Consider the following 26342-nt stretch of genomic DNA (forward strand, 5'->3'; position numbering starts at 1 on the left):
CGGAGGTTACAATGTTTGGATATTTTGTTCTTGTCCTTCACACACACCTGCCTTATGTAATTGGGCATGGACGATGGCCACACGGAATGGATTGGCTCAACGAAGCAGCAAGCGAATGTTATATCCCATTGCTAAATGTCTTCAACGAATTAAAAAGAGAAAATGTCAATTTCAAAATTACGATCAACATTTCACCAATTCTTGCAGAGCAACTTTCAAGCAGAGATTTCGTTGAAGAGTTTTTGCAATATCTTGATATGAGGATAAAACTTGCAGAACAAGACGAAATTGAATTCACAAGAACAGGGCGAAAAAATCTCGCAAAAATTGCAAAGTTCTGGAAAGAATACTACCAAAACATAAAAGAAAGCTTCAACGATGAATATAACCAAGATTTAATCTCTGCATTCAGACATCTTCAAGATGAAGGGCATATTGAAGTAATTACCTGTGCAGCAACGCATGGTTATCTCCCGCTTCTTGCGCTTGATACAAGTGTTCAAGCTCAGATTAAACTTGGTGTAAAGGTTTATGAGAAATACTTTGGCAGAAAACCAAAAGGAATATGGTTGCCAGAGTGCGCCTATAGACCTGCGTATAAATGGAAAATGCCGGTCCAGCCAGAGCAGAACTTAACAGAGACAGAATATGAAAGGAAAGGCATAGATGAATTTTTATCCGAAAACGGAATTGAATTTTTCTTTTTTGATACCGCAACCTTGAAAGGTGGGAAAACGATCGGAGTTTATATTGAGAGATTTGAGGGATTGCGAAAACTTTGGGAACAATTTGAATCACAGGTCAAATACCGACCCGAGGAAGAAAAATCACCATATGAGATTTATCTTGTAAGTTCAGGCAAACCTGGGAAAAAACCTGTTGCAGTTTTAACACGAGACCCTAAAACAGGTCTTCAGGTCTGGAGCGGAGAATGGGGTTATCCGGGAGATGGTTGGTATCTTGATTTTCACAAGAAAAAATTTCCAAGTGGATTGAGATACTGGCGTGTTACGAATTCAAAAGCTGACCTTGCGGATAAACTTGAATATGAAATTGAAAAAGTTGAAGAACGTCTTGAGGAAAATTCTTCACACTTCGTTGAATTAATCACAACAACGCTCAAAGAATATTTTGAACAAACAGGAAAGCCGGGAGTTTTAACCGCACCGTATGATACGGAACTATTTGGACATTGGTGGTTTGAAGGACCAAGATTTTTAAAAAAGGTCTTTCAAAAGTTGAGCAAATCAGAAGTTGTAAAGCCAGCAACTGCTTCAGAAGCAATTGAAAAACTTAAACCTTCAACTGTCATTTCGCTTCCCGAAGGTTCTTGGGGAGAGGGCGGTTATCACTACATATGGCTTAATAAGGACACAGAATGGACTTGGCGTCACATTTATCCAAATGAATTTAAAATGAAAGAACTTGCAAAAAAATACGCTGATTCAAAAGATGAAAAATTGATCTTTATGTTAAAGCAACTTGCAAGGGAACTTTTGCTCCTGCAAGCATCGGACTGGCAATTTTTAATCTCAACAATTTCAGCTCGTGATTACGCAGAAGCAAGGATTATCCTTCACAACGAAAATTTCACAAGAATCGCAAATATAATTGAAAATTATGTCGCAACTGGCGAGTTAAGTTTTGAGGACTGGAACTTTGTCGTTGAATGCGCTGAAAAAGATAATGTTTTTGACGATATTGATTTGAAATGGTGGGCAGATGTTGAATTTCCGTAATTTGAATTTTTTTATTAATTTAACTTTGGCACGATAATTGATAAAATCAAATTATTATGAGCGGTAAAGCGATATTCATAGATGGAATTTTTATTGACCCCGAGATTGCAAATTCGTATTTCGCCTGTGATATTGAAAAGTGCAAAGGGGCTTGTTGCTTTATGGAAGGTGAATATGGAGCGCCACTGCTTGAAGAGGAAATTGACCTCATAAAAAATTCTCTATCTGTTGTGAAGAAATATCTGCCAGAAAAAAATGTTAAGTTCATTGAAGAAAATGGATTTTTTGAAAAAACTGAAATTGGATATTCAACCAAGTGCATCAATAATCGTGAATGTGTCTTCGTTTTCTGGGAGAATGGGATTGCAAGATGTTCTTTTGAAAAGGCATTTTTAAACGGAGAAATTTCTTTTAGAAAACCTGTATCTTGTCATCTCTTCCCTTTGAGAAATTACAGTTTAAATGGAGCTCTTGTCGGTGGAGATGTTTTAAAATATGTTAAAATTTCAGAGTGCAAACCTGCAATTAAAAAAGGCGAACGAGAAAAAATAAAACTTTACGAATTCCTTAAACCTGCTCTCACAAGACACTTTGGACAGGAATGGTTCAATAAAATGGTTAAAATTTTTGAATCACTAAACAACGGGAGGTGAAGCAAGGTGTTAAAATACAGACAATATCAAACCTTACAACAAAAATTAACCCCGCAACAAATTCAATACCTCAAGCTCCTTCAAATCCCAATCGTCCAGCTTGAACAAAAAATCAAAGAAGAACTTGAACAAAATCCATTTCTTGAAGAGGGACTTGAACAATCAATTGAAGAAATGCTTGACCTTGAGCTGTCGGATAATCAAGAACTTGATCAAGCGGTTAAAGAAGAGCTAAAAGAAGAATATGAAGAGTTAACCGAAGAACCTCTTCCGAAGCCAGAAGAAGAATTCACACTTGAAGATTTCATGCGAAGTTATGAGGATGAAGAAGCCACTATCCCGAAAACAAAAGATGTAATTGGGGAGGACCTTGAAGATGAATTACCGTGGCAACCTCCAGCCGTTGAAACGCTTGAAGAAAAACTCCTTGAGCAACTTGCACCGATTGCAAACGAGAAAGAGATGAGAATCGCTGAGGAAATTCTCGGAAACATAAACGAAGATGGATATCTTATAAGAAGCGTTGAAGAGATAGCGGAAGATTTACGGCTTGGAGAAAAAATGGAGGTGACAGCTGAAGAAGTTGAGGAAGTGTTAAGAAAAATTCAACGTCTTGATCCGCCAGGGATTGGAGCAAGAGATTTAAAAGAGTGTCTCCTCGTTCAACTTGAAGTTGGAGATTTCCCGGAGGATAGAAAAAATCTGGCGATTAGAATTTTAAATGAAGCGTATGATGACTTTATGAAAAAAAAGATATGATGAACTGATGAAAAGATTTGGTTTAAGCGAGCAAAGACTGAAAGAGGTAATTCAGATAATTCAGCGTTTGAATCCGAAACCTGGCGAAGGAAAAGCGATAATTCAAGAATACATCGTCCCCGACTTTATCGTTGAACGAATTGGAGATGATTTTGTTATAACTCTAAACGAGAAAAGCGTGCCGATGATTCGCATCAATAGAACTTATTACAATCTCTTTAAAAAGCAAAAGAATTTGAGCCCGGAATTGAAAGAGGAGATAAAAAAACAATTTTCAAGAGCAAAATGGTTTGTTGCGTCAATTTATCAAAGGAGAGAAACTCTTTTGAAGATAATGCGTGCGATCGTTGAGTTGCAAAGGGAGTTTTTTGAAACAGGCGAAGGTTTAAAACCTATGATTTACAAAGATGTAGCTGAAAAAGCTGGGGTTGACATTTCAACAGTAAGCAGAGCGGTTAATCAAAAATATGTGCAGACAGATTTTGGAATTTACAAATTGAGAGATCTTTTCAGCGAAAAAATTAACACCGCAGATGGCGGTGAAGTTTCAAACAAAGAAATAAAAGAAAAGATAAAAGAGATAATCGCTCAGGAAGATCCCAAAAAACCTTTGAGCGACGATCAAATTGCTGAAATTTTACGCTCACAGGGATATAACATTGCAAGAAGAACCGTTGCAAAATACAGAGATCAGCTCGGGATTCCAACAGCAAGATTAAGAAAAAGAATTGAATAAAAACAAATTTTCGGATAAATCAGTGGAAAAAATTATAAAATCAACAACGATACTTGGCTTAATTCACAACGGACAAGCAGTTATGGGTGGCGATGGTCAAGTAACTCTTTCAGATACGATAATGAAACACGGTGCTAAAAAAGTTAGAAAAATTTACAATAATAAGATACTAGTTGGATTTGCAGGCGCTTCGGCTGATGCCCTCGCGCTTATGGAAAGATTTGAAGCAAAGCTTGAACAATACAAAGGCAATTTGCTACGCGCTGCAACAGAACTTGCAAAAGATTGGAGAATGGATAAATACCTAAGACGCCTTGAAGCCCTTCTGGCTGTAATGGATAAAGAAAATGCTCTCATAATTTCAGGAACAGGTGATGTCATTGAACCTGATGATAAAATCGTCGCAATTGGCTCTGGCGGAAGTTATGCGCTTGCAGCAGCAAGAGTTCTTGTTAAACATTCAAACTTAACAGCACGGCAAATTGTTGAAGAATCCCTTAAAGTTGCTGCAGACATTTGTATCTACACAAACCATAACATCGTTATAGAAGAACTGTAAAAAAATTTCAAAACAAAAACTCACAAAACGAAAATGGCTTACAACGCAAGAAAAGAAACAAACGAAGTTGAGATAAAGCAGAAAAAGGATTTGAAAGATTTAACACCTGAAGAAATCGTCAAAGAGCTTGATAAATACATAATCGGTCAGGATCAAGCAAAAAGAGCGGTTGCAATTGCTTTAAGAAACAGATGGAGAAGGCAACAAGTCCCGCCGGAGTTAAGAGAAGAAATCACGCCGAATAATATAATTTTAATAGGTCCAACAGGGGTTGGAAAAACTGAAATAGCAAGACGACTCGCAAAACTTGCAAATGCGCCGTTTGTTAAAGTTGAAGCATCAAAATTCACAGAGGTTGGATATGTCGGAAGAGATGTTGAATCAATGATCCGCGAACTTGTTGACATAGCTGTGAATATGGTGCGAATGGAAAAAATGGAAGAAATTAAAGATAGAGCGAAAGAACTTGCGGAAGAAAGATTGCTTGACATTTTGCTCCCGAGGAAAAAGCGCAAAAGATACAGCGAGAATGAGGAATTTGAAAATGAATACGAAGATGATGAAATGACACAAACGAGAGAAAAATTAAGAAAACAACTTCGCGAAGGAAAACTTGATCAAAGAACAATTGAAATAGAAGTTTCATCACAACCAATGCCGGGGATGCAAATTCTCGGACCTTTCCCAGTTGATGACTTCGCTATGACGATGCAAGATTTAATTGAAAATGTAATTCCAAAACGATACAAAAAAAGAAGGATGACGATAGCAGAAGCAAGAAATTATCTAATTCAGGAAGAGGCGCAAAAATTAATTGATATGGAAGCGGTAATTCGTGAAGCGATCAGAAGAGTTGAAAATCTTGGAATTGTCTTCATAGATGAAATTGACAAGATAGCCAATCCGGGTGGCTACACCGTTGGTCCAGATGTATCAAGAGAAGGAGTTCAAAGAGATTTGCTACCAATTATTGAAGGTTCAAATGTTATGACAAAGTATGGCATTGTAAAAACAGATCACATTCTCTTTATCGCAGCTGGGGCTTTCCATGTTGCAAAACCAAGCGATTTAATTCCTGAACTACAAGGAAGATTCCCAATAAGAGTTGAGCTTAACCCCTTGACCGAAGAGGATTTTGTTAAAATCCTTACTCTTCCCGAAAACGCTTTGATAAAACAATACAAAGCATTGCTTGAAACCGAAGGTGTTGAAATAGAATTCACAGATGAGGCGATAAGAGAAATCGCACATTACGCAGCTGAAGTAAACGAGCAACTTGAAAACATCGGAGCAAGGCGACTTCAAACTGTTATGACCACGCTCCTTGAAGATATTCTTTTTGACGCACCAAAGCTCAAAGGTCAAAAAATTCTGATAACAAAAGAGTTCGTTCAAGAAAAACTTTCTGCAATTGTGAAAGATAGGGATTTGAGCCGTTACATTTTGTAATCCATTTAAATTTTTCGCTCTGCTGAAATAAAAAAGTTTTTGCATGTCCAAAATTTACATCAAAATCGCAGATGTTGATGAATTTGAAAACTTTAACCTATCTTCCCCACAATCAAATCCATTTCAAAGCATAAACTGGCTCAAATCATATGCAGAGATATTTGACTTTTCAATTAACACTATACTCGTTAAAAAAGGTGATGAAACAGTCGCCGGTTTAATTTTACCGATTAAGAAAAAATTTTCCTTCAAAATTTCCACTCCGCTTCTTTTCACATATTACAGCGGAATTTTATTTAAAAATTTTCACCGTGAAAAACCTCAAAAACAAATAACAGAGATAAACGAAAGCATCGCAAAAATCCACGAATATCTTTCGCAAACTTTACATTTTTTTGTTCTAAAACTTCATCACACAATCCTTGACACAAGGCAGTTCAAATGGCTTGGCTACAAAATCAAACCACGGCATACTTTCATACTAAACACAGAATCGCCAGAGCGAATTTGGGATGGATTTAGCAATTCGCTCAAAAGAAAAATTAAATATGCACAAGAGCAAGGTTTTGAAGTTAAAAAATCTAACACAGTGGATAAACTTGCCGAACACCAAATTTTAAGCTATGAGAGGACAGGCAGGAAATTTTTCGTCAACATTGAAAAATTAAAATTACTTCTTGAAAAACTTGTTGAGAGAAATATGCTTCAGGTTTATCATCTCATTGATAAAACTGGTGAAATAATCGCATCTCGCGGGATTTCAATCTGGGGTGATAAAGCTTACGACATAGTCGCAGGAACGCAGAACAAGGAAATTGATTTCGCTTCACATTTTCTCGTCTGGAAAATTTTAGAAGATCTTTCAAATTACGGTGTCAAAGAATTTGACTTCTGCGGTGCGGATATACCAAGTGTTTCTTTTTTCAAAATGCAGTTTGGTGGCGAAATAAAAGTTTCTTTTGAGGTAAGTTATGCCAAAGGGTTTCTGAAAATTTTAACGAAATGAAAATGCTGGACAATTTTGGAATTGTTAAAAAAGCAAGTTTTGTCAGCTTATCAAGAATTGTCAATCTTCTTGGACTTTTGATAATAACGATAATTCTTGCGAGATACTTTTCAAAATCTGAATTTGCATCTTACGATCAACTCTGGCTCATTTTTAACACGATAACCCCAATCATCTCATTTGCTTTCACAAGTTCAATTTATTTCTTCGGAGCCCGTGATAACGCAGTGGAATATATAACAAATATATTCTTAACACTTTTAACCGCAGGAGCGATCTTAACACTTTCACTTTTCCTGTTAAAAGCAGAAATATCTTCTCTTTTCAACAATGTCTTATTTGCGAAAAATTTCCCATATTTTGCCCCATTTCTTCTATTTTCAATTCCATCTCTAATTCTTGACGCAATTCTTGTATTAAAAAGCGAATTCAAAAAACTCCTTCTCGTTTCATCAATCACAATATCTTTCTATTTTCTCACCGTCATCTTTTGTGTTCTCCTGAAAAAAGACACATCCTTTATCTTTGCGGGTCTTTCAACAATTGCTTTCGGCAGATTGATTTACACCGCTTATATGATTAAAAATTTTAACGAAAAAAAATCACGCTTTAAATTTTCAATTTCAACATTAAGCGAGATCACTTCATATACAATTCCATTGATGCTTGGACACATCAGCGCTTCGCTTTCAAGACAAGTTGATAAATATATCATCGCAAGTAATTTCAATACAGAACTTTACGCAACATATACGATCGCTGCGAAAGAACTTCCAATCGTTCCAGTAATAACAAGTTCCTTTATCGCCGTTGTCCTTCCAGAGATCAGCAAACTTCACAAGGTTGGTAAAAACTCTGAGATTGCCAAATTGTTAAATGATGTCGTAAAATCAACATCAATTTTAATCATTCCAACATTTGTCTATCTTATGCTTTTTTCAAAAGAGTTTATCCTCGTTCTCTTTTCGGACAAATACATTGGAAGTGTTCCAATTTTCAGAGTTTATTTATTTTTCCTTCTGACAAGGGTTCTCGTTTTTAGCCCGGTGCTTTCATCTCTCGGCAGACAAAAAGTTTATATGTTCGTGTCTTTGTTTGATCTCATTTTAAATGTTTTGCTCGGTCTTGTTTTTGTGAAATTATTTGGATTGCTCGGACCAGCGATCGCAGTTGTCACTTCAACATATTTTGAGGCAATTTTAATGCTCTTCTTCATTTCAAGGGCATTAAATCGCATCTCTTTAAGCCAAATTTTGCCTTTCAACTTCATTTTTAAAATTTTCATTTTCTCACTTGTATCGGCGTTGATAAGTTTTTTCATTGGTAAATTGTTTGAGGATTTGATTCTAAAATTTATTTTAAGTGCGATTTCCTTTGCGATCATTTACTTTTTGACATTGCGTTTGTGGAGTTTGATGTTTAAGATTTGAATTTTTCATTTTTATTTTCAAAATTTTAACTGCATAAGCACGAAATCAAAAAACAAAGGAGGAGATTAAAAATGTCCGATTTCAGAATTGAAAAAGACGCACTTGTGGAAGTAAAAGTCCCAGATTGGGCATTGTGGGGGGCTCAAACACAAAGAGCAGTTGAAAACTTCCCAATAAGTGGGATAAGATTCCCAAGAACATTTATCAAAGCAATTGGTCTTGTTAAGTATTGTGCAGCTAAAGTGAATAAAGAACTCGGGCTACTTGATGAGACAAAGGCAAACGCAATTATGGAAGCTGCAAAAGAGGTAATTGACGGGAAACTTGATGAACATTTTCCGCTTGATATTTTTCAAACTGGTTCGGGAACATCAACAAATATGAACGCAAATGAGGTCATTGCAAATCGTGCCTGTGAAATTTTGGGCGCAAAAAGAGGTGAAAAATCCGTCGTTCACCCAAACGATCATGTAAATTTGGGACAATCGTCAAATGATGTGATCCCAGCATGTATTCACATTTCATCGGCAATCGCTTTAAAAGAACAACTTTTGCCAGCGCTTGAAAAACTTCACAATGCCCTAAAAGAAAAAGCGAAAGAATTTGACGACATCGTCAAAACCGGAAGAACCCATCTTATGGATGCAATGCCTGTGAGATTGGGGCAGGAATTTTCTGGATATGCTGCACAAATTGAACTTGCGATTGAAAGGATTAACTCTGTTCTTCCAAGATTACACGAGCTTGCACTTGGTGGAACTGCGGTTGGAACTGGAATTAACACTCATCCTGAATTTGGGAAGAGAATTGCTGAAGCACTTGCACAGGAAACTGGAATTCCTTTCAAAGAAACACGAAATCATTTTTCAGCCCAAGCATCAATGGATACAGCGGTTGAATTAAGCGGTGCGTTAAAAGCTCTTGCTGTTGCACTTTATAAAATTGCAAACGATTTAAGATGGATGAATTCTGGTCCTCAAGCAGGTCTTGCCGAAATACGACTCCCCGCCCTTCAACCCGGTTCATCTATAATGCCTGGGAAAATTAATCCTGTAATTCCAGAGGCGGTAATTATGGTCGCAATGCAAGTAATTGGAAACGATTCAGTTGTAACGCTTGCTGGTTCATCTGGAAATTTTGAACTTAATGTCGCTCTCCCGGTTATAGCAAGAAATCTTCTTGAATCAATCACGATACTTGCAAATGCAAGCAATGTCTTTGTTGACAAGTGCATAAATGGAATTGTTGCAAACAAAAAACATATGGAACGCCTCGCTGCTCAGAACGCAATTCTTGCAACCGCACTTACACCTCATATCGGATATGATAAAGCAGCGCAGATTGTTAAGAAAGCAATGGCTGAAAATAAGACAATCCGTGAGGTTGTGCTTGAACTTGGATGGATGAAGGAAGATGAACTTGATAAAGTTCTTGACATACGGAAGATGACGGAAGGTGGATTCGTTGCAGGTGTCTCAGGTGGTGGATGATTTAGCCACCGCAGGGCTTCGTCCCTGCGGTTCTTTTTTAATTCAAAAAATAAAATCTGAATTGAAAAATGAACATTGAAAAAATACAAAAAACACTTTCTGAACTTGGAATTGATGGCTGGTTGTTTTACGACTTTCACAACCGAGATAAAATTGGAATGAAAATTCTCGGTTTATCACTTCAAGGACTTGCGACAAGAAGATGGTTCTACTTTATTCCCGCCAATGGAAATCCAAGAAAACTTGTTCACAGAGTTGAACCAGATAAACTTGATTCACTGCCAGGTGAAAAATTTTACTATTCGGGATGGCGTGAATTGCACGAAAAACTTAAAGAGATTCTTGGAACTCCGAAAAAAATTGCAATGCAATATTCACCTTTAAATTCAATTCCCTACATTTCAATTGTTGACGCCGGGACAGTTGAACTTATCCGAAGTTTGGGACACGAAGTTGTTTCATCAGCTGATCTTGTTCAAATTTTTGAAGCATTGATTGATGAAAAATTAATTCAAACGCATTTTGAAGCTGGAAAACTTGTTGATGAAACTCTTGATGAAGCATTTGAAGAGATAAGAAAAGGGATTAAAACTGGAAAGTATAAAACAGAATACGAGATCCAGCAATTTATTTTAAAAAGATTTTATGACAAGGGCTTAACATCCGATGAAGATCCGCCAATTGTTGGAGTAAACGAACATCCTGTTAATCCACACTTTTACCCAACCCCGGAAAACAGCGTTGAAATTAAACCCGGTGACAAACTTTTGATTGATTTATGGGCAAAGAAAAACGAACCAGGAGCGATATTTTACGATATAACATGGTGCGCTTTCATAGGCGATGATCCGCCGGAAGATTATGTTAAAATCTTTCACATCGTAAGAGATGCAAGAAGAGAAGCTTTAAAATTTTTGCAAGATCGTTTGAATCAAAATCAAGAAGTCGCCGGATGGGAAGTTGATGAAGTCGCAAGAAAATATATTCAGGAGAAAGGTTATGGCGAATTCTTTACACATCGGACAGGACACTCAATCGGGGAAAATGTCCACGGCAACGGAGCAAACATTGATAATTTTGAAACGCAAGATTTGAGAAAACTTGTCCCAGGATGTCTTTTCTCACTTGAACCCGGAATTTATATACCCGGAAAGATGGGCGTTAGATCAGAAGTAAATGTTTATATTAACTCTGAAAAGAAAGCACTGATAACAGGAAGAGAACAGGAAGAACTCGTTTTAATCTATTAAAAACAAAGAGGAGATAAAATGTTTTTAACAGCGATAATTGTCTATCTTGCCATCTTACTTGCAGTTGGCATCTACAAAACTAGAACTGTTAAGACGCAGGAAGATTTTATGGTTGCAGGCAGAGCAACTCCTGTTTATAAACTTGTTGGAACTTTGCTTGCGACATGGATTGGCTCTGGAAGTATAATTGCTGGTGCGGGGCTTGCATACAGAGTTGGATTTTCCGAACTTTGGCTCTCGGCAGGTGCTTGGGTTGCAATTGTAATCGTATATTTTCTCGCAGGAAGAGTCAGAAAAATTGCACAGTACACAATGCCAGACATACTTGAACAAAGATATAACAAATGGGCAAGAATTCTCGGGACAATTACCATCGTAATCGCTTATGTCACAATTGCAAGTTATCAATTTAAAGGTGGTGCATTTGTTTTAAATCTTGTTGCAGGAATTCCAGTTGAACAAGGGATAATTATAACCGCTGCTTTCGTCGTTCTTTTTACCGCTCTTGCAGGTTTAATTTCAGTCATCACGATGGACATTATAAACGGAACTTTGATGCTTCTTGGAATTGCGCTTGCTGTGCCAATTGTTTTACACGATGTTGGTGGATGGACAACGGTAAGAGAAACTCTTCCGCCTGATAGATTTGCTGTTTTCGGAAAAAAAGATTTTGTATGGGCGATGGGTGTCTTCTTTCCAACATTTTTCCTACTGCTTGGCGAATCAAGTATGTATCAAAAATTTTTCAGCGCAAAAGATGCAAAATCCGCAAGACAAGCAGTCATCTTCTGGGTCATCGGAACGATAATAATTGAAACATCAATTACTGCACTTGCTGTTTTCGCAAGCGTTAAGTTTAAACTTGAAGAAACAGAAAAAGTAATTTTACATCTTGCAACTCACGGCAGTGAAATCGGTCTCCCTCCTATCATCGGAATTATGCTAATAGTCGCTGCAATGGCGATAATAATATCAACCGCAAACAGTTTTCTCTTGACACCAAGCACAAATCTGACAAGAGATATTTATCAAAGATTCATAAATCCAAACGCAACTCATAAGCAGATAATAACTTTACAACGAATTTTAATTTTCGTCCTTGGTTTTCTCGGCTACCTTCTACTGACGAGATTTCAAACTGTTCTTCAAATGGCTTTAACTGCATACACAATGATTGGAGCGGGACTTACACCCGCACTTCTTGCTGCTTTTCTCTGGAAAAGAGTAACAACGGCAGGTGGAGTTGCAAGCATAGCAACAGGTATGGGAATAACATTGATAATCACACTGATAAATATGTTTAGAAAAGAACCATTGCTTGAAGCCGACTACATCGTCCTGCCAGCTGCTGCTGGTTCAATACTTGTTTTGATAGTCGTAAGTTTACTTACTCCACCAGATCCACCAGAAAAATGGAAACCATTTGTTGAAAATAATAAAGATTAACCCAAAATGAAAAAAATTATTTTTCCCTTGATCGCAATTTTCTCAATCGCAATATCTCAACCCGAAAATCTTGAAATACTGCACAAAAAAACATTTGAAAAAATAAAGTTCATCGCTGATACTTCAAACGGTGTCATAGGAGTTGCAATAAAAAACCTTGCTACGGGCGAAACATTTTTAATCAACGAAAATCTTCTTTTCCCACAAGGAAGCGCCATTAAAATTCCAATCCTTGTTGAAGTTTTGAAACAAGCAAATGAAGGAAAATTTAAACTGACAGACAAAATTAAAATTGAAAAGAAATATCAAGTTGGTGGAAGCGGTGTTTTAAAAGAATTCGGGGACGGGCTTTCTGAGCTAAGCATATACGATCTTGCGGTTCTTATGATAACCGTAAGTGATAACACAGCAACAAATATATTGATTGATCTTGTCGGAATGGAAAATGTAAATAAAACACTTGAAAAACTTGGATTTAAAAACACAAAGCTTCAACGCAAGATGATTCGCCCAGATGCATCCGCAAGAGGCGAAGAAAATCTTTCAACTCCATTTGAAGCGATGAAATTTATGGAGATGCTTTACAAAGGACAAATTGTAAGCAAAGAGATATCTGAACAAGCGATCAAAATTTTAAAAAAGGAAAAAGAAGCGAACTTGAATAAATATCTTCCACAGAACATTGAAATTGCGAATAAACCTGGAGGAATTGAAGGCGTAACCTGTGAATGGGGAATTGTTTTTCTTCCAAGACATCCGTATGTTATAATCATAATGAGTAATTATAACTTAACATCAGCTGGTGAAACAATCGCACAAATTTCAAAAATTGCATACGAACATTTCTGGCGCACCTCACTTTCAACAAAATATGGAACAAGAGTCCCAATTGAATTATTAAAGTGAAACTTTTTCAACACGAGATAAAATCATTTTTCAATTTTCCAAAAATTTTTTAAATTTGTTAAAAATTTCGGGCTAACTTCTATCGGGCGAGATTTGAGAATTGCGATTATTTCCGACATACATTCAAATCTTGAGGCATTGACAAAAGCTTTTGAAATCATTGAGACCAAAAACATTGACGAAATTGTTTGCCTTGGCGATATAGTTGGCTATGGAGCAAATCCAAATGAATGTGTTGAGCTGATAAGAAAACGTGTTAAGTATGTTGTGATGGGAAATCATGATTATGCGGTTGCGGTTGATCCGACGGAACTTTTTTATTTTAGTTCCCACGCTCGTGAGTCAGACCTTTGGACGAGAGAAGTTTTAACAAAAGAAAATCTTGAATTTTTAAAATCTCTTCCCTTAACAATTTCATTTAAAAATCTTCTCTTTGTTCATTCCGCTCCAGCCCAACCAAAGGAATGGGAATATATATTCACCGAAGCTCAAGCAAGAATTCAATTTCAGTATTTCAATGAAAAAATTTGTTTCATTGGTCATTCACATCTTCCCGGTGTCTTCCCCGAAAAAGGAACTTATAACGGTAAAATTGACAAAAACATAAGATACATCATCAATGTTGGAAGCGTAGGTCAACCGAGAGATGGGGATTGGAGATTATGTTTTGGGATATTTGACACAGATACTTGGACATACGAGCAAATTCGGTCGGAATATGATGTTGAAAAAGCGTCAATTAAAATTATACAAAATGGCTTGCCTGAGTTTCTCGCAAGGAGAATTCTTGTTGGTGTGTGAATCAAAAATTATACTTAATTCGCTTCCTTCGGTTTCTTATGTAATCAACAAATACAAACTCGCCCAATTTATCAAGCGATGAATAATATGCGCGTCCACGATTTGCCTTCGTTAACTCTTCAACAAAGTTAATTAAATACGGGTCTCGCGCAACCATAAATGTGCAAATTGTTATTTTCTCCCTTCGGCAGGCAACCGCTTCATCAAGCGTCTTATTCACTATCTTTGGATCAAGCCCGAAAGAATTTTTATACAATCTTCCATCGGGTTCAAATATAGCTGAGGGTTTCCCATCCGTAACAAGGAAAATTTGTTTATTCACATTTCCTTCCTTTCTCAACAAGTGCCTTGCAAGTCGCAACGCTGCCTTTGTGTTCGTATGATATGGACCAACACTCACAAATGGAAGCTCGGATAAAGTTATAAGTTTTGCATCGTCCCCGAAAACAACAATGTAAAGTTTATCTTTTGGAAATCTTGTCTTTATAAGCTCAGCAAGCGCAAGGGAAACTTGTTTCGCTGGTGTTATTCTATCCTCGCCATATAGAATCATACTATGACTTATGTCAAGCAAAATCACCGTCGCACACGAAGTCATAAATTCCGTCTCATAAACTTGCAAATCATCCTCTCTTATTGTGAAATCTTCAATCCCATCCCTTATCAAAGCATTTGTCACCGTTGAAGTCAAATCAATGTTTGTCGGCTGATCTCCAAATTGATACGGTCTTGTCTCACTTAATCTATCAATTCCTTCACCAGAATGAGGCGTTTCGTGAAATCCGGATACAGGACTTTTCTTCAAACTTGTGAAAATTTCATTTAACGCATCTTGCCTTATTCTTTGAACTCCCTTTGTCGTCAAAATCATCATATCTTTTGCTTCTTCTATATAACCAAGCTCTTTAAGTTTTTGAACGAAATCATCAAATGTAAAGTTTTCGTCAAATAAATCATTTTCTTCACCTATCGCTCTCATCCACTCAAGCGCTTCTCTCACATCTCCACTCGTTTTCAAAAGAAGATAACTGAAAAGCGAAAGCAACTGTTGCAACCTTTGCTCATCAGTCATTGATTGTTCCGTCCATTTTGAATATCTGATAAACATTTCTATCACCAGATTTAATTTTCAATTAAAACCTAAACCAGTGAAACTAATCATCCATACCGTAAATTTTTTTATATTCATCATAACTCATTCGCTTCATTTCAAAAACATTATCAACAAGAGTGTAAAGATTTCCACCAAGTCGTCCAACCACTTTCAACTTTTTTGGATTGACAACTCCATTCTCAAGTATCTCATCATTTATGTGAAACAAAACAACTTCTCCTAAAACAACAGAGTTCGGCGATTCTCCAATTTCAATTATCTTTAAAACTTTACATTCAAAATTTATTGGCGATTCAGATATCCTCGGAGCTTTGACAAGTTCACTTTCAACTGGTGTAAGTCCCGCAATTTGAGCTTCGCTAATCCCATAAGGAAAATCAACAGCGCATATGTTCATCTTCTCTGCTATTTCCTCAGTTACAATGTTAACTACAAAATCCCCTGTCAATTCCATGTTTTTCAAAGTGTCTTTCTTATCCCCGTCTCTTTTTCTGTCAATTGAAACGTAAATAATCGGTGGTTTTGAGCTCATCGCTCCGAAAAAGCTAAAAGGAGCAACATTTACAATTCCATCTTGATTAACTGTTGAAACCAAAGCAATTGGTCTTGGGATGAGAGCGCTTATCAAAAGTTTATAAGCTTGCGATTTTGAAAGTTCTTTCGGATTAAATTTCATCTCTATCTAATCCAATTGTGTTAAAAAATGGATTAAATTGTTTCTCTTTTCCGATTGTAGTTGATGGTCCATGCCCTGGATATACAACGACATCATCTTCAAGGACAAAAAGTTTCTCTTGAATTGATTTTATTATTTCTTCAAAAGAGCCACCCGGAAGGTCTGTCCTCCCAATCGTTCCAGCAAACAATGTATCACCGCTAAACAAAACTTTTTCGTTTTCTTCATACAAGCATATACTCCCAAGCGTATGCCCCGGCGTGTGAATAACCCTTAACCTTAACTCACCTACCTCTATCACATCACCATCATTTAAAATAATGTCTGGTTTTATCCCCTCGATTCTGAAAGGTAACTCATAAATCACGGATTTCGGATCCTCAAGCAAATTTACATCCTTTTGATGAATTGCAACTTTCGCAGCTGTTAATCTGACTATTTCAGAATCATCTGCTATGTGATCCCAATGACCGTGTGTGTTGATTAAGCAAAGTATTTCACAATCTCTTTTTTTCGCTTCATTTACAATTTCCTCTGCGGAATCTTTCGGCGCATCAATTACAACAGCATAACCGCTTTTCTCATCAATGACAAGATAACCAATTGTCAAAAGTGGTCCTGATTCAAAAGCTTTTACGATCATTTTCTCTCTAATTTATTTTTAAAATTCTTCTCTTGTTCTACTTGAAAAAATGCTAACAACCATATCCTTGTAAGAGCTGACATTGTCAATTTCATCTTTGGCAATTTTTGAAAACTGATGAAGTCCATCAAGGACAAACTCCATAGCCGTTGCCATAGCATATTTGTCGCTTTCATCAACCTTGAGATATTTTTCCGCAATTTCTTTTAATCCTTTAACTTTACAAAGTTCAGCATAAAATTCATCAATTGGCATCTCATCCGAAATTTCAACTTTATTACCATTTTCAAACCACGCAACTATTTGTGCATATTCTTGATGTCCAGATTGAGTTTGCGGTTTTCCTTTTTCTTCATAAGAGTGATATCTTGCTTTTGGAAGTGGATCAGGGAAGTATTTTTTAAAAACTTCACGAATTGCTTTACCGATTAACGCTTTACTTACCTTAACACTTCCTTCTTGTTCACCCTCAAAAACAAGCTCAATTTTCCCTGTAATCCCAGGGAGAACGAAGTTCAAATCACAAATTCTTGGATAGACAACATCTTCATTAAATTTTATTGCTCTTCTTTCCGCGTTGCTTACAAGGTTTTCCATACACGAAATTGTCAACCTTGCGCTAACACCTGACTTTTGATCCACAAACTCACTCATTCTCGCTTGAAAAGCAATTTGCTCTATTATCTCTTTGAAATAGTAAGGTATAACAACCTTTTTACCAGAATCTCTGTTAATCCACGCTTCTTGCTCCGTTATTTTAATTCCATCTTCAATTGTCCTTGGATAGTGTGTTAAAATTTGTGAGCCAATTCTATCCTTTAACGGCGTGATTATATTTCCACGATTTGTGTAATCTTCCGGGTTTGCGGTGAAAATTATCATAATGTCAAGCGGAATTCTTATATTGAAACCTCTAATTTGAATATCTCTTTCCTGCATTATGTTAAACAAGCCAACTTGAATTCGTGGTTGAAGATCAGGAAGTTCATTGATGACAAAAATACCTCTATTTGTTCGCGGAATAATTCCCCAATGAATGATGCCTTCGTGTGAATAATAAAGTTTTTGAGTTGCTGCTTTTATCGGGTCAATATCTCCGATCAAATCTGCTATTGTAACATCCGGCGTTGCAAGTTTTTCGCCATACCTTCTTTCTCTCGGCAACCATTCAATTTCAACTTCATCGCCGTATTCCTTCACAAGATCAACACATCTTTTACACAGTGGTTTATACGGATTATCGTTGATTTCACATCCCTTTATTATAGGGATATACTCATCAAGAAGATTGACAAACATTCTTGCGATCTTCGTTTTCGCTTGTCCCCTCAACCCAAGCAAAATAATGTCGTGCTTTGAAAGTATCGCATTTATTATCGCTGGGATTACCGTTTTCTCATATCCAATTATCCCAGGGAAAAGAACTTCGTTGTTCTTTAATTTTTGAATTACATTTTTTCTTAATTCCTCCTTAACTGGGAGTACTTTATATCCAGATTTTTTCAGCTCGCCTATTGTTTTCGCAAATTTCATATTTAAAATTTGATTTTGTTGTTGTAAATTTTGTTAATAAAAACAATGAGTAAAGATAATGAAATTTCACAAAATACTAATAATAAGATTGAGTTCAATCGGAGATATTGTCCTCGCAACGCCTCTCGTGAGGGTTTTGAGAAAAAAATTTCAAGATTCACAAATTGATTTTATAGTTAAAAAAGAATTTTCGGAACTTTTAAGATATAACCCATACATCACAAATTTGATTGAACTTGACACAAGCAATGGTTTCAAAGAACTGTTAAGATTAAAACATCAAATTTTAAAAGAAAAATACGATTTAATCATTGACATTCACAATAATTTTAGAAGCGTTTTTCTAAGAACATTTTCAGGTGCGAAGGTTGTTAAAATTAACAAGCGTGTTTTCAAAAGGTTTCTTCTGATAAAATTTAAAATCAATTTATATAAAAATGCAATTCCTGTCGCCGAAAGATACATTGAAACGGTAACGCGATTTTCTATCAAAAATGATAACCAAGGGCTTGATATATTTGTTCCTGCGGAAATAATTGATGTTGCAAAGAATAAAATAAATTTTTCAAGCGAAAATTTCTACATCGCAATTGCTCCTTCAGCTAAACACGAGACGAAAAGATGGCCTGCGGAAAGATTTGCACAACTTGCCGATAAACTCGTTGAAAAATTTAACGCAAAGATAATTTTACTCGGTGGAATTGAAGACAGAGAAATATGCGCAAGGGTTAAATCAACGATGCATGGTGAACCGATAAATCTTTGTGGTGAGACAACACTTCTTGAATCAGCAGGAGTTTTATCGCTGTGTAAATTGCTTGTCACAAATGACTCTGGACTTATGCACATAGGTTCGGCGGTCAAAACTAAAGTCGTCGCAATCTTTGGTTCAACAGTTAAAGAATTCGGTTTCTTCCCATATGGAACTAAAAGCATCGTCGTTGAAAAACCCATCTCGTGCAGACCTTGTTCTCACATTGGACGAAGCAAATGTCCAAAAGGACACTTCAATTGCATGCTTTCAATCCAGGTTGATGATGTCTTTAAAGCATGTGAAAAAATTATTTCAAGCTAACGCTAAAATTCTATCTTTTTATACGCAAACTTACCTTTAATCACATTCCACGCTATTTGCAGACGCCTTGAATATTCACCCCAAACTTTTGAATGCTTGATTGAAAGTGCACCTATAAACGAAAATCCTGCGAAAAACATCGCTTGAAACGGGATAGCTGCTAATTCAAGATAATAAGCACTTAACATTATACCAGCAAACATATAAACCGCAAGCGCAAGCTCAACAAAAGTAACCCACTCAACCCTTGAAGCGACATATTTTTTCGTCTCCCATTTTTCACCTTCACTTTTTATTCCATATTTGGGAGTTCTGACAAATTCTGTTTTTTTGCCAAGAAGCGCAAGCACAACCGCACGCGTATTATTGACCGCAAGCCCCATACTTCCAGCTAAAAACAAAGGAAACAAAATTATCTTATCTTTCCAGTTTTTGTAAATCTCTTTTTGAGCGAGCATATAAACCAAAAAAGGACCAAAAAACGGCAATACAAAGACACCCATAACAAAATAATACCAATCATATTGTCCGCTCTCTTTGATCATAACAACAATTGGATTAAGCAAAGCGGTTATCAATATAAATGGAAAAACAAAATTGTTCGTCAGATGAAATGTCGCTTCAAGTTTAACCTTCAACGGAAGATTTTCGCTCCAGATTCTTTTGAGATACTTCAAACCAACTTCAATTGCCCCCTTTGTCCATCTAAATTGTTGGGACTTTAATGCATTTATCTCAGCTGGTAATTCAGCAGGCGAGACAACATCTTTCAAAAATACAAATTTCCATTTTTTAAGCTGTGCCCTATAACTCAAATCCATATCTTCTGCGAGCGTATCACCTTCCCAATTTCCAGCATCTTCAATACAAGTTTTTCGCCATATTCCGCCAGTTCCATTGAATGTTATAAAAAATCCTGATTCATTTCTGACATATTGTTCCATTATGAAATGACCGTTCAAAGCAAGTGCTTGCGCCTGCGTCAAAAGAGAATAATTTTCATTTATGTGTTCCCATCGCGTTTGAACCATTCCGATATTTCCATCAAGATAAAAATACGGAAGCGTCTTTCTTAAAAAATCTGGATTAGGAACAAAATCAGCATCAAAAATTGCAATAAAATCTCCCTTCGCAAATTTTAAACCATATTTCAAAGCCCCTGCTTTAAAACCTTCCCTCGTCCCCCTGCGTATATGTTCAATGTCAAAACCTTTACCCTTTAATTCCATAACTTTCAAAGCAACAACATTAACTGTCTCATCTGTTGAATCATCAAGCACCTGAATCTGCATCTTATCTCTTGGGTAATCCATTCTTGAAACTGCATCAAGAAGTCGTGACGCAACATAAAACTCATTATAAATCGGAAGTTGAATCGTCACATTTGGAAAATTTTTCTCCTCTCCAAAAAGTTCTTCAAGCGTTTTCGGTTTTAATTTCTTCTTTCGCCCTTCTATTTCATCTTTCTTGTTTTTGAAGTAATAATAAACGAGAACGAATCCGTGAGAACCAAAAATTGAGAGAACAAGAATTGAAACAAGGTAAAGAGCAAGAACAAATTCCTCTAACATAAATTCTCCAATTTATTTGAAATTACCAGTTTGCAACCGTTGCAAGCAAAATATCCTCAGAAAGTTTTTCAATTGCCTGCTGTATCCCAAGTTGCAAGTTTAATTGAACATTTCCTTCAAGATCATACTCTCCCCAGTTTGAAAAGGTTCTCTCCCAAACCTTCGTCCTTTGCACCATATCGTAAAAACTTACACGAACCGTTATCGTTATCCTTGATTTTTTTATCCTTTCTCCACTCCCTACAACAACAGGATTATCTTGAACGCTTAGGATAACTCCCTCAAGAATTGAGTTAGCCGTGTTTCTATCCGCTATTTTCAATGTGTTGTCTTGAATAAATCTTTCAACTATTTTTTGCGTTAATTCCTCTCGCAAAGTTGCTCTTCCATAACCGCTTTGATCGTCAAACACAGGTATCGCTATCGTTTTCAAATGCGGTGGAACAGAAGCACCTGTAAATGAGTATCTGCAAGCGTAAATTAAAAATGCAAATGCAAATATAATAAAACCGAGCAAAATTTTAAAATTAACCGTTTTTCTTTTTCTCCTCTTCAAGTCCATATTCTTTAATCTTTCTGTAAAGTGTCCTTTCACTTATCTTTAAAGCTTTTGCTGCAAGTCGTTTATTCCAGTTGAATCTATCAAGCGCAGCTTTTATCATTCGCTTCTCCATATCAACAAGTGAGAAATTTTCAATCACATTTCCAGTTTTCAGATCAATTTTTGCCTCTGGAAGAGCAAGTGGAGATGAGATTTGCTTTGAAACAAAGTCAGCAAGATTGCCAAGTAAATTTTTTATTTCAAGCAAATCCGTTTTTATATCAATCAATGCTCTATAAATTAACTCTCTATCTGCTTGTTCAGCGGTTCTTCCGAATTTAATCGGCAAATTTCGTGAATAATCAAATTGAGCAAAATCATACTTCAAATACTTTCTTACCATATTCGCATCAATTACTTTACCACTCTCAAGGACAAGGATACTCTCAACAAAATTTTTTAACTCACGCACATTTCCAGGCCAGTGATAACTTATCAAAACTTGCATTGCATCGTCAGTTATGCCAGCAAAAGCAATTTTATTTCTTTCGCAAAACTGGGAAACAAATTTCTCAAACAAAATTGGTATATCTTCTCTCCTTTCACGGAGCGGTGGAATGTAAATGTTAACAGTTCTCAAACGATAATATAAATCCTCGCGAAAATTCCCACGCTTTACTTCTTCATCAAGATTTTTATTTGTAGCTGCGATAACTCTGACATCAACTTTTCTCAATTGAGATGAGCCAACTCTCATAAATTCACCAGTTTCAATCACACGCAAAATCTTAACTTGCGTTGCTATCGGCATATCCCCGATTTCATCAAGAAAGATTGTTCCGCCATCAGCCATCTCAAAATAACCTTTCCTCGTCTCAACAGCGCCAGTGAAAGCTCCCTTCTCGTGTCCAAAAAGTTCTGATTCAAGAATTCCCTCTGGAATTGCACCTGAATTAACAATAACGAAAGGACCTTCGGCTCTTTTACTTTCGCCGTGTATCGCTCTTGCAACAAGTTCTTTTCCAACGCCACTTTCTCCCGTTATCAAAACCGTTATATCCGTCGGAGCAACCTGCCTGATGACCGCAACAATTTCTCTTATCGCCTGTGACTCTCCGTAAATCCCATATTTTTCCTGTATTTCCTCGTATGATAGCATAATTCTTTACAATTCTATTTTCATTCCATCACAAGCAAGCTCAATGTTCATATCAAACTTCATTCGTGCGTAATCAAGCATCGTGGTTAAATCTTTCTCTGGCGCAACATGTGTCAAAATTATTTTTGGAATTTCAAAATCCGAAACAGCATCAATTATATCTTCAATCTCAATGTGCGCACACTCAATCAAAAGTAAATCAAGTCCCTCAAAATAATTTTTCACTTCATCAACAGAATAAATATCTGATGAAAAAAGAAACTTTTTCGCACCAGTTCCATCGTTTGAAATTTCCTCAATCAAAAATCCGTATGAGTTCGTCTCAACTCCGTAAGTTTCAGCAAATTTTTGATACTTTTTCAAATGTTGTGTTGGGAAAATTTTCATTTTCAAACTTTCAAAAATAAAAATTTCGTCCTTTGGCAAAGGCAAAAATTTATATTCAAAATCAAATCTCTCTCTGAAGATGTATAAAAACGGCAAAAATTTTTCCACTGCGTCAATATGCTTTGAAGGAAGATAAATCTCCAACGGTTTCTTCCTCTTTTTCCATTTCATAAATTGAAGAAGTCGTGGTAACCCAATAAAATGATCCGCATGAGTGTGTGAGATAAAAACTTTTTCTATTTTGTCAAGTTCAACTCCATCTGCATATATTGAAGATGTTGCGCCTTCTCCGATGTCAAGCAAAATCATTCTACCATTTGATTCAAGCCCAATGCAAGTTTGAGCCCTGCCTTTTTCTGGTATTCCAGATGCACTTCCGAAAATTGTGATTTTCATCTTATCCCCACTGTTGAAATAATGATGCTCTCTCTTCCGAATTTTCGCTTTATCTCATCTTTGACTTTATCTGCTTCTTTCCTGTCTGAAAAACATCCAACCCAGACGATATAAAACAATTTCCCATCTTTAAATTTAGTGTGAAGTTCTACACCATAACCTTTACTCTCAAAAAATTCTTTTTCTCTCTCTGCGTTGTTTTTATCAACAAATGCCCCAACTTGAAGAGAATAATTGCAATCAACTTTTGATTCAGAAGGTCTTCTCCCTGATTTGTCAGCTATTGAGATCTCACCAGCGCTCGGAAAGCGAACATTTATCCCAGCGTAAGGAGACGCTGGATAAAGCGTTTTCAATCGTTCAAGCTCTTTTTTCGCCTGTTCATAATCTCCCTTTGCATAGTAAAATTGAAAAATTCTGAAAAGAGATTCGTCGGAAAATTCACTTTCTGGATGGTTTAATGCAATATCGTAGTAAATTTTTACCGCTTCTTGAGCATCTTCGGTTATGCTTGCTTCAAGAAACTTTAAATTAACAGAATTTGGATAAATTTTTTTTAAACTGTCAATTGCACCCTTAACGCTTTCAACATCTCCAACACGAAGAAGATAAATATACCTGCTTATATCAACATCCTGTGTCAAAGCAAAATTAATTAAGAGAAGAAACGGGAGTATTTTTAGAAGTGTTTTTCTCATGAAGAATTTTAATTATGTCTCCGAATAAAGTTGCGGAAGTTGCGTTTTTTATGCGAACAATAATGTAATCGCCAGGTTTTACATTTTCATCTTTCGGAAATATGACTACTTTATTTGTGTCCGTTCTTCCCATCCATTGCTCGGAAGAGCGCTTGCTTTCACCTTCAACAAGAACTTCAACTTCACTGCCGATCAAACCTTGATTTATCTCATGCGAAATTTTTTGTTGCAATTCAATTATCTCGTTCAACCTTCTGATTTTAACTTCATCAGGAACATCATCTCCCATCTCATATGCTTTTGTTCCTTCACGTGGTGAATACTTAAACATAAAAGCGCCATCAAACCTTACTTCTTCAAGCAAACTCAAAGTCATCTTGTGATCTTCTTCCGTTTCAGTCGGGAAACCTGCAATTATATCGGTTGATAAACTTACACCTGGGATTGTTTCTCTTATCTTTTTGACAAGTTCAAGATAATGTTTTCTATCATAAGTTCTGTTCATCAATTGAAGAATTCTATCAGAGCCAGATTGAACTGGAAGATGGATGTAATTGCAAATGTTTGGATGTTCGGCTATTGTTTTTATCAATTTATCCGACATATCTTTCGGGTGAGATGTTGTAAATCTTACTCTCATATTTCTATCAACCTGCGCAACGGCTGAAAGTAAATCAGCAAAGTCATAATTTCCATCACGATAGGAGTTAACATTTTGACCAAGCAAAGTAACTTCTCTATAACCCTGCGCAGAAAGCATCTCAACTTCTTTGACGATACTTTCAAGAGGTCTACTTCTTTCCCTACCTCTTGTGAATGGCACAACGCAGAAGGTGCAGAATTTATCGCAACCTCTCATAACTGTAATCCACGCACTTATTCCTTCCGTTCTCAACGGGGTTATGTCATCATAGGTTTCAACTTTTGATAATCTCACCGCAATACCTTTATGCCCTTCAAATGCATCCTGAACAAGTTGAGGAAGTTTTCTATATTCATCTGGACCAACAACAATATCTGCGATGTTTTCTTCCTCAATCAACTTTTTCTTCAATCTTTCAGCCATGCAACCGAGAACTCCAATGACAAGGTTTGGATTTCTCTTTTTGTATCTCAAAAATGAATTCAATCTTCCGATAACCCTTTGCTCTGCGTGTTCCCTTACACTGCATGTGTTGACAAGTATGACATCTGCTTTTGAAGCGTCATCCGTGAGTGAAAATCCGTGCTTTTTCATAATCCCAAGAACGATTTCCGAATCAGCCAGATTCATCTGGCATCCGTATGTCTCTATGTAAATTTTCTTGCTCTCGCTCATCTCACCCGTGAATTTTTTATTTTGACGGATTAAACTTATTTAAATTTAAAAAACGAAAGCCGAAAAACAAAATGGAAAAAATTAAAAGGGGCGGGATTTCTCCCGCCCCAAAATTAACAATCAAAATGTCGCATCAAACCCCAAAATCCATCTAAACTTTAATTTCTTTTCCCCGTTCAAAGGATGGCTCACATAAATTGGAAAATCAAACCTTACTGTCTTAATCCCAGCATCGGATAAAAGATTTGTAAGATTTGAAATTTGTTCCAGCAAATTGCTTCTCAATCCAACTCCAAGATCATACCTCAAATTCTTCAAACTTGCCCTCTCACCCTGACTCCAAACTTTTCCAGCATCAAAGAAAATCAATGTCCTGAAAAACTGCCCCAAAATTGGAACTTTAACAAATGGGAGAAAAGATGGGAAGCGAAGTTCAACATTTGCGGAATAAGCTCTATCATCCGCAAAGTTTTGATCAAAATATCCACGCAACCCAGCACCGCCATATGGTTCAATGTGTTTTCTTACATCAGCGGAGAAAACTTTACTTCTGTATATCGGTTGATAAAATTGTTCAATCGGTGATGATGAAGCAAGGAAAAACTTCGTTTGAGATGGAATTGAGCCCTTTCCATAACCTCCGAAGAATCTCAAAGCAAGCAAATATCCATACGGCAACCTGAAAGATTGAACAAGCTCGGAATAAATTTTTGAATAGTTAAAATCGCTCAAAACTGTTGAAGATTCAAAAGAAAGCGAAAACTTCGTCCGCCAGAATCTACCATAATTTGAATATGTATAACCAGCGATGATTCTCGTCAATCTACCCTCCGTCCATTTATAAACATCGTCAAGATAATCATTGTTTGTTGATTTAAAAAGTTGAACTTTTAAATTGACATCGTGGAATGGTGGAATTGTGAGCGTGGATGAAAATCTTTTTCTTAATCCAAATCCACCGCCGTATCTTCCTTCAATTTTAAAAACTTCAAAATCAGTGAAAGTTC

At 36.5% G+C, this 26342-nt stretch carries 25 protein-coding genes; 14 read left to right on the forward strand and 11 right to left on the reverse strand.

Features of this window, described 5'->3' with window-relative positions:
- Positions 1-11: 11 nt before the first annotated feature.
- The 13 genes from AWW83_RS05280 to AWW83_RS05335 all read left to right on the forward strand — a co-directional run bounded on the left by AWW83_RS05280 (position 12) and on the right by AWW83_RS05335 (position 14224).
- On the forward strand, positions 12-1739 hold the full coding sequence (locus AWW83_RS05280; protein WP_143713898.1) for a glycoside hydrolase family 57 protein: 1728 nt from the start codon (positions 12-14) through the stop codon (positions 1737-1739).
- A 56-nt stretch (positions 1740-1795) separates the two neighbouring features.
- Positions 1796-2392: a DUF3109 family protein gene (locus AWW83_RS05285; RefSeq protein ID WP_092349601.1), complete on the forward strand. Its 597-nt coding sequence runs from the start codon at positions 1796-1798 to the stop codon at positions 2390-2392.
- 6 nt (positions 2393-2398) lie between these two features.
- Positions 2399-3151 (forward strand): RNA polymerase factor sigma-54, encoded by a 753-nt coding sequence (locus tag AWW83_RS10130; RefSeq protein WP_268761456.1) that lies wholly within the window; start codon positions 2399-2401, stop codon positions 3149-3151.
- A 7-nt stretch (positions 3152-3158) separates the two neighbouring features.
- Positions 3159-3887 (forward strand): RNA polymerase factor sigma-54, encoded by a 729-nt coding sequence (gene rpoN / locus AWW83_RS10135; protein WP_268761457.1) that lies wholly within the window; start codon positions 3159-3161, stop codon positions 3885-3887.
- A 22-nt stretch (positions 3888-3909) separates the two neighbouring features.
- Positions 3910-4446 carry an ATP-dependent protease subunit HslV gene (gene hslV / locus AWW83_RS05295; RefSeq protein WP_092349664.1) on the forward strand — a complete coding sequence of 179 codons (537 nt, stop codon included), beginning with the start codon at positions 3910-3912 and terminating at the stop codon, positions 4444-4446.
- Positions 4447-4479: 33 nt separating this feature from the next.
- Positions 4480-5895 (forward strand): ATP-dependent protease ATPase subunit HslU, encoded by a 1416-nt coding sequence (gene hslU, locus AWW83_RS05300; RefSeq protein ID WP_092349604.1) that lies wholly within the window; start codon positions 4480-4482, stop codon positions 5893-5895.
- 43 nt (positions 5896-5938) lie between these two features.
- Positions 5939-6901, forward strand: a complete 963-nt coding sequence (locus AWW83_RS05305; protein ID WP_092349607.1) for a GNAT family N-acetyltransferase — start codon at positions 5939-5941, stop codon at positions 6899-6901.
- The gene (locus AWW83_RS05310) at positions 6898-8331 is read left to right on the forward strand and encodes an oligosaccharide flippase family protein (protein WP_092349610.1); all 1434 of its coding nucleotides are present in this window, start codon (positions 6898-6900) and stop codon (positions 8329-8331) included. Before AWW83_RS05305 ends, AWW83_RS05310 begins: the two co-directional genes overlap by 4 nt.
- 71 nt (positions 8332-8402) lie before the next feature.
- Positions 8403-9821 carry a class II fumarate hydratase gene (locus AWW83_RS05315; protein WP_092349613.1) on the forward strand — a complete coding sequence of 473 codons (1419 nt, stop codon included), beginning with the start codon at positions 8403-8405 and terminating at the stop codon, positions 9819-9821.
- Between the two features lie 68 nt (positions 9822-9889).
- The gene (locus AWW83_RS05320; RefSeq protein WP_092349616.1) at positions 9890-11071 is read left to right on the forward strand and encodes a M24 family metallopeptidase; all 1182 of its coding nucleotides are present in this window, start codon (positions 9890-9892) and stop codon (positions 11069-11071) included.
- Positions 11072-11089: 18 nt separating this feature from the next.
- Positions 11090-12517 carry a sodium:solute symporter family protein gene (locus AWW83_RS05325; protein WP_092349619.1) on the forward strand — a complete coding sequence of 476 codons (1428 nt, stop codon included), beginning with the start codon at positions 11090-11092 and terminating at the stop codon, positions 12515-12517.
- A 6-nt stretch (positions 12518-12523) separates the two neighbouring features.
- Positions 12524-13423 (forward strand): serine hydrolase, encoded by a 900-nt coding sequence (locus AWW83_RS05330; RefSeq protein WP_092349622.1) that lies wholly within the window; start codon positions 12524-12526, stop codon positions 13421-13423.
- A 93-nt stretch (positions 13424-13516) separates the two neighbouring features.
- Positions 13517-14224: a metallophosphoesterase family protein gene (locus tag AWW83_RS05335; protein WP_234697254.1), complete on the forward strand. Its 708-nt coding sequence runs from the start codon at positions 13517-13519 to the stop codon at positions 14222-14224.
- A gap of 1 nt (position 14225) precedes the next feature.
- Here the strand turns inward: AWW83_RS05335 and AWW83_RS05340 are convergent, their stop codons facing one another.
- Genes AWW83_RS05340 through AWW83_RS05355 form a run of 4 tightly spaced genes read right to left on the reverse strand, consistent with a single transcriptional unit; the run spans position 14226 to position 18190 of the window.
- Entirely contained in the window at positions 14226-15332 is a 1107-nt protein-coding gene (locus AWW83_RS05340) for a vWA domain-containing protein (RefSeq protein WP_092349625.1), read from the reverse strand.
- Positions 15333-15378: 46 nt separating this feature from the next.
- On the reverse strand, positions 15379-16014 hold the full coding sequence (locus AWW83_RS05345; protein ID WP_092349627.1) for a flavin reductase family protein: 636 nt from the start codon (positions 16012-16014) through the stop codon (positions 15379-15381).
- The gene (locus AWW83_RS05350) at positions 16004-16657 is read right to left on the reverse strand and encodes an MBL fold metallo-hydrolase (RefSeq protein ID WP_092349630.1); all 654 of its coding nucleotides are present in this window, start codon (positions 16655-16657) and stop codon (positions 16004-16006) included. The genes AWW83_RS05345 and AWW83_RS05350 overlap by 11 nt, the downstream gene beginning before the upstream one ends.
- A gap of 18 nt (positions 16658-16675) precedes the next feature.
- Positions 16676-18190 (reverse strand): sigma 54-interacting transcriptional regulator, encoded by a 1515-nt coding sequence (locus tag AWW83_RS05355; RefSeq protein WP_092349633.1) that lies wholly within the window; start codon positions 18188-18190, stop codon positions 16676-16678.
- A 58-nt stretch (positions 18191-18248) separates the two neighbouring features.
- Here AWW83_RS05355 and waaF point away from each other — a divergent pair, with 58 nt between their 5' ends.
- The gene (gene waaF / locus AWW83_RS05360) at positions 18249-19265 is read left to right on the forward strand and encodes a lipopolysaccharide heptosyltransferase II (RefSeq protein WP_092349636.1); all 1017 of its coding nucleotides are present in this window, start codon (positions 18249-18251) and stop codon (positions 19263-19265) included.
- Between the two features lie 2 nt (positions 19266-19267).
- Here waaF and AWW83_RS05365 read toward each other — a convergent pair whose 3' ends face one another.
- From AWW83_RS05365 to AWW83_RS09885, 7 genes are all read right to left on the reverse strand, one after another.
- Positions 19268-20836, reverse strand: coding sequence for a cellulose synthase family protein (locus AWW83_RS05365; RefSeq protein ID WP_092349639.1), 1569 nt, complete (start codon positions 20834-20836; stop codon positions 19268-19270).
- Between the two features lie 22 nt (positions 20837-20858).
- Positions 20859-21398, reverse strand: coding sequence for an LptE family protein (locus AWW83_RS05370; RefSeq protein ID WP_092349642.1), 540 nt, complete (start codon positions 21396-21398; stop codon positions 20859-20861).
- Entirely contained in the window at positions 21364-22536 is a 1173-nt protein-coding gene (locus AWW83_RS05375; protein WP_092349645.1) for a sigma-54 interaction domain-containing protein, read from the reverse strand. The genes AWW83_RS05370 and AWW83_RS05375 overlap by 35 nt, the downstream gene beginning before the upstream one ends.
- A 6-nt stretch (positions 22537-22542) precedes the next feature.
- On the reverse strand, positions 22543-23319 hold the full coding sequence (locus AWW83_RS05380) for an MBL fold metallo-hydrolase (protein ID WP_092349648.1): 777 nt from the start codon (positions 23317-23319) through the stop codon (positions 22543-22545).
- Complete coding sequence (locus tag AWW83_RS05385) at positions 23316-24017, reverse strand: SPOR domain-containing protein (RefSeq protein WP_092349650.1); 702 nt, start codon at positions 24015-24017, stop codon at positions 23316-23318. Before AWW83_RS05385 ends, AWW83_RS05380 begins: the two co-directional genes overlap by 4 nt.
- Positions 23971-25335, reverse strand: a complete 1365-nt coding sequence (gene miaB, locus AWW83_RS05390) for a tRNA (N6-isopentenyl adenosine(37)-C2)-methylthiotransferase MiaB (RefSeq protein WP_092349653.1) — start codon at positions 25333-25335, stop codon at positions 23971-23973. Before miaB ends, AWW83_RS05385 begins: the two co-directional genes overlap by 47 nt.
- 120 nt (positions 25336-25455) lie before the next feature.
- Positions 25456-26342: BamA/TamA family outer membrane protein (locus AWW83_RS09885; RefSeq protein ID WP_234697255.1), on the reverse strand; the 887-nt coding region annotated here is incomplete at its 5' end.

The organism is Candidatus Chryseopegocella kryptomonas (assembly GCF_001536065.1).
Classification (GTDB): domain Bacteria; phylum Bacteroidota; class Ignavibacteria; order Kryptoniales; family Kryptoniaceae; genus Kryptonium; species Kryptonium kryptomonas.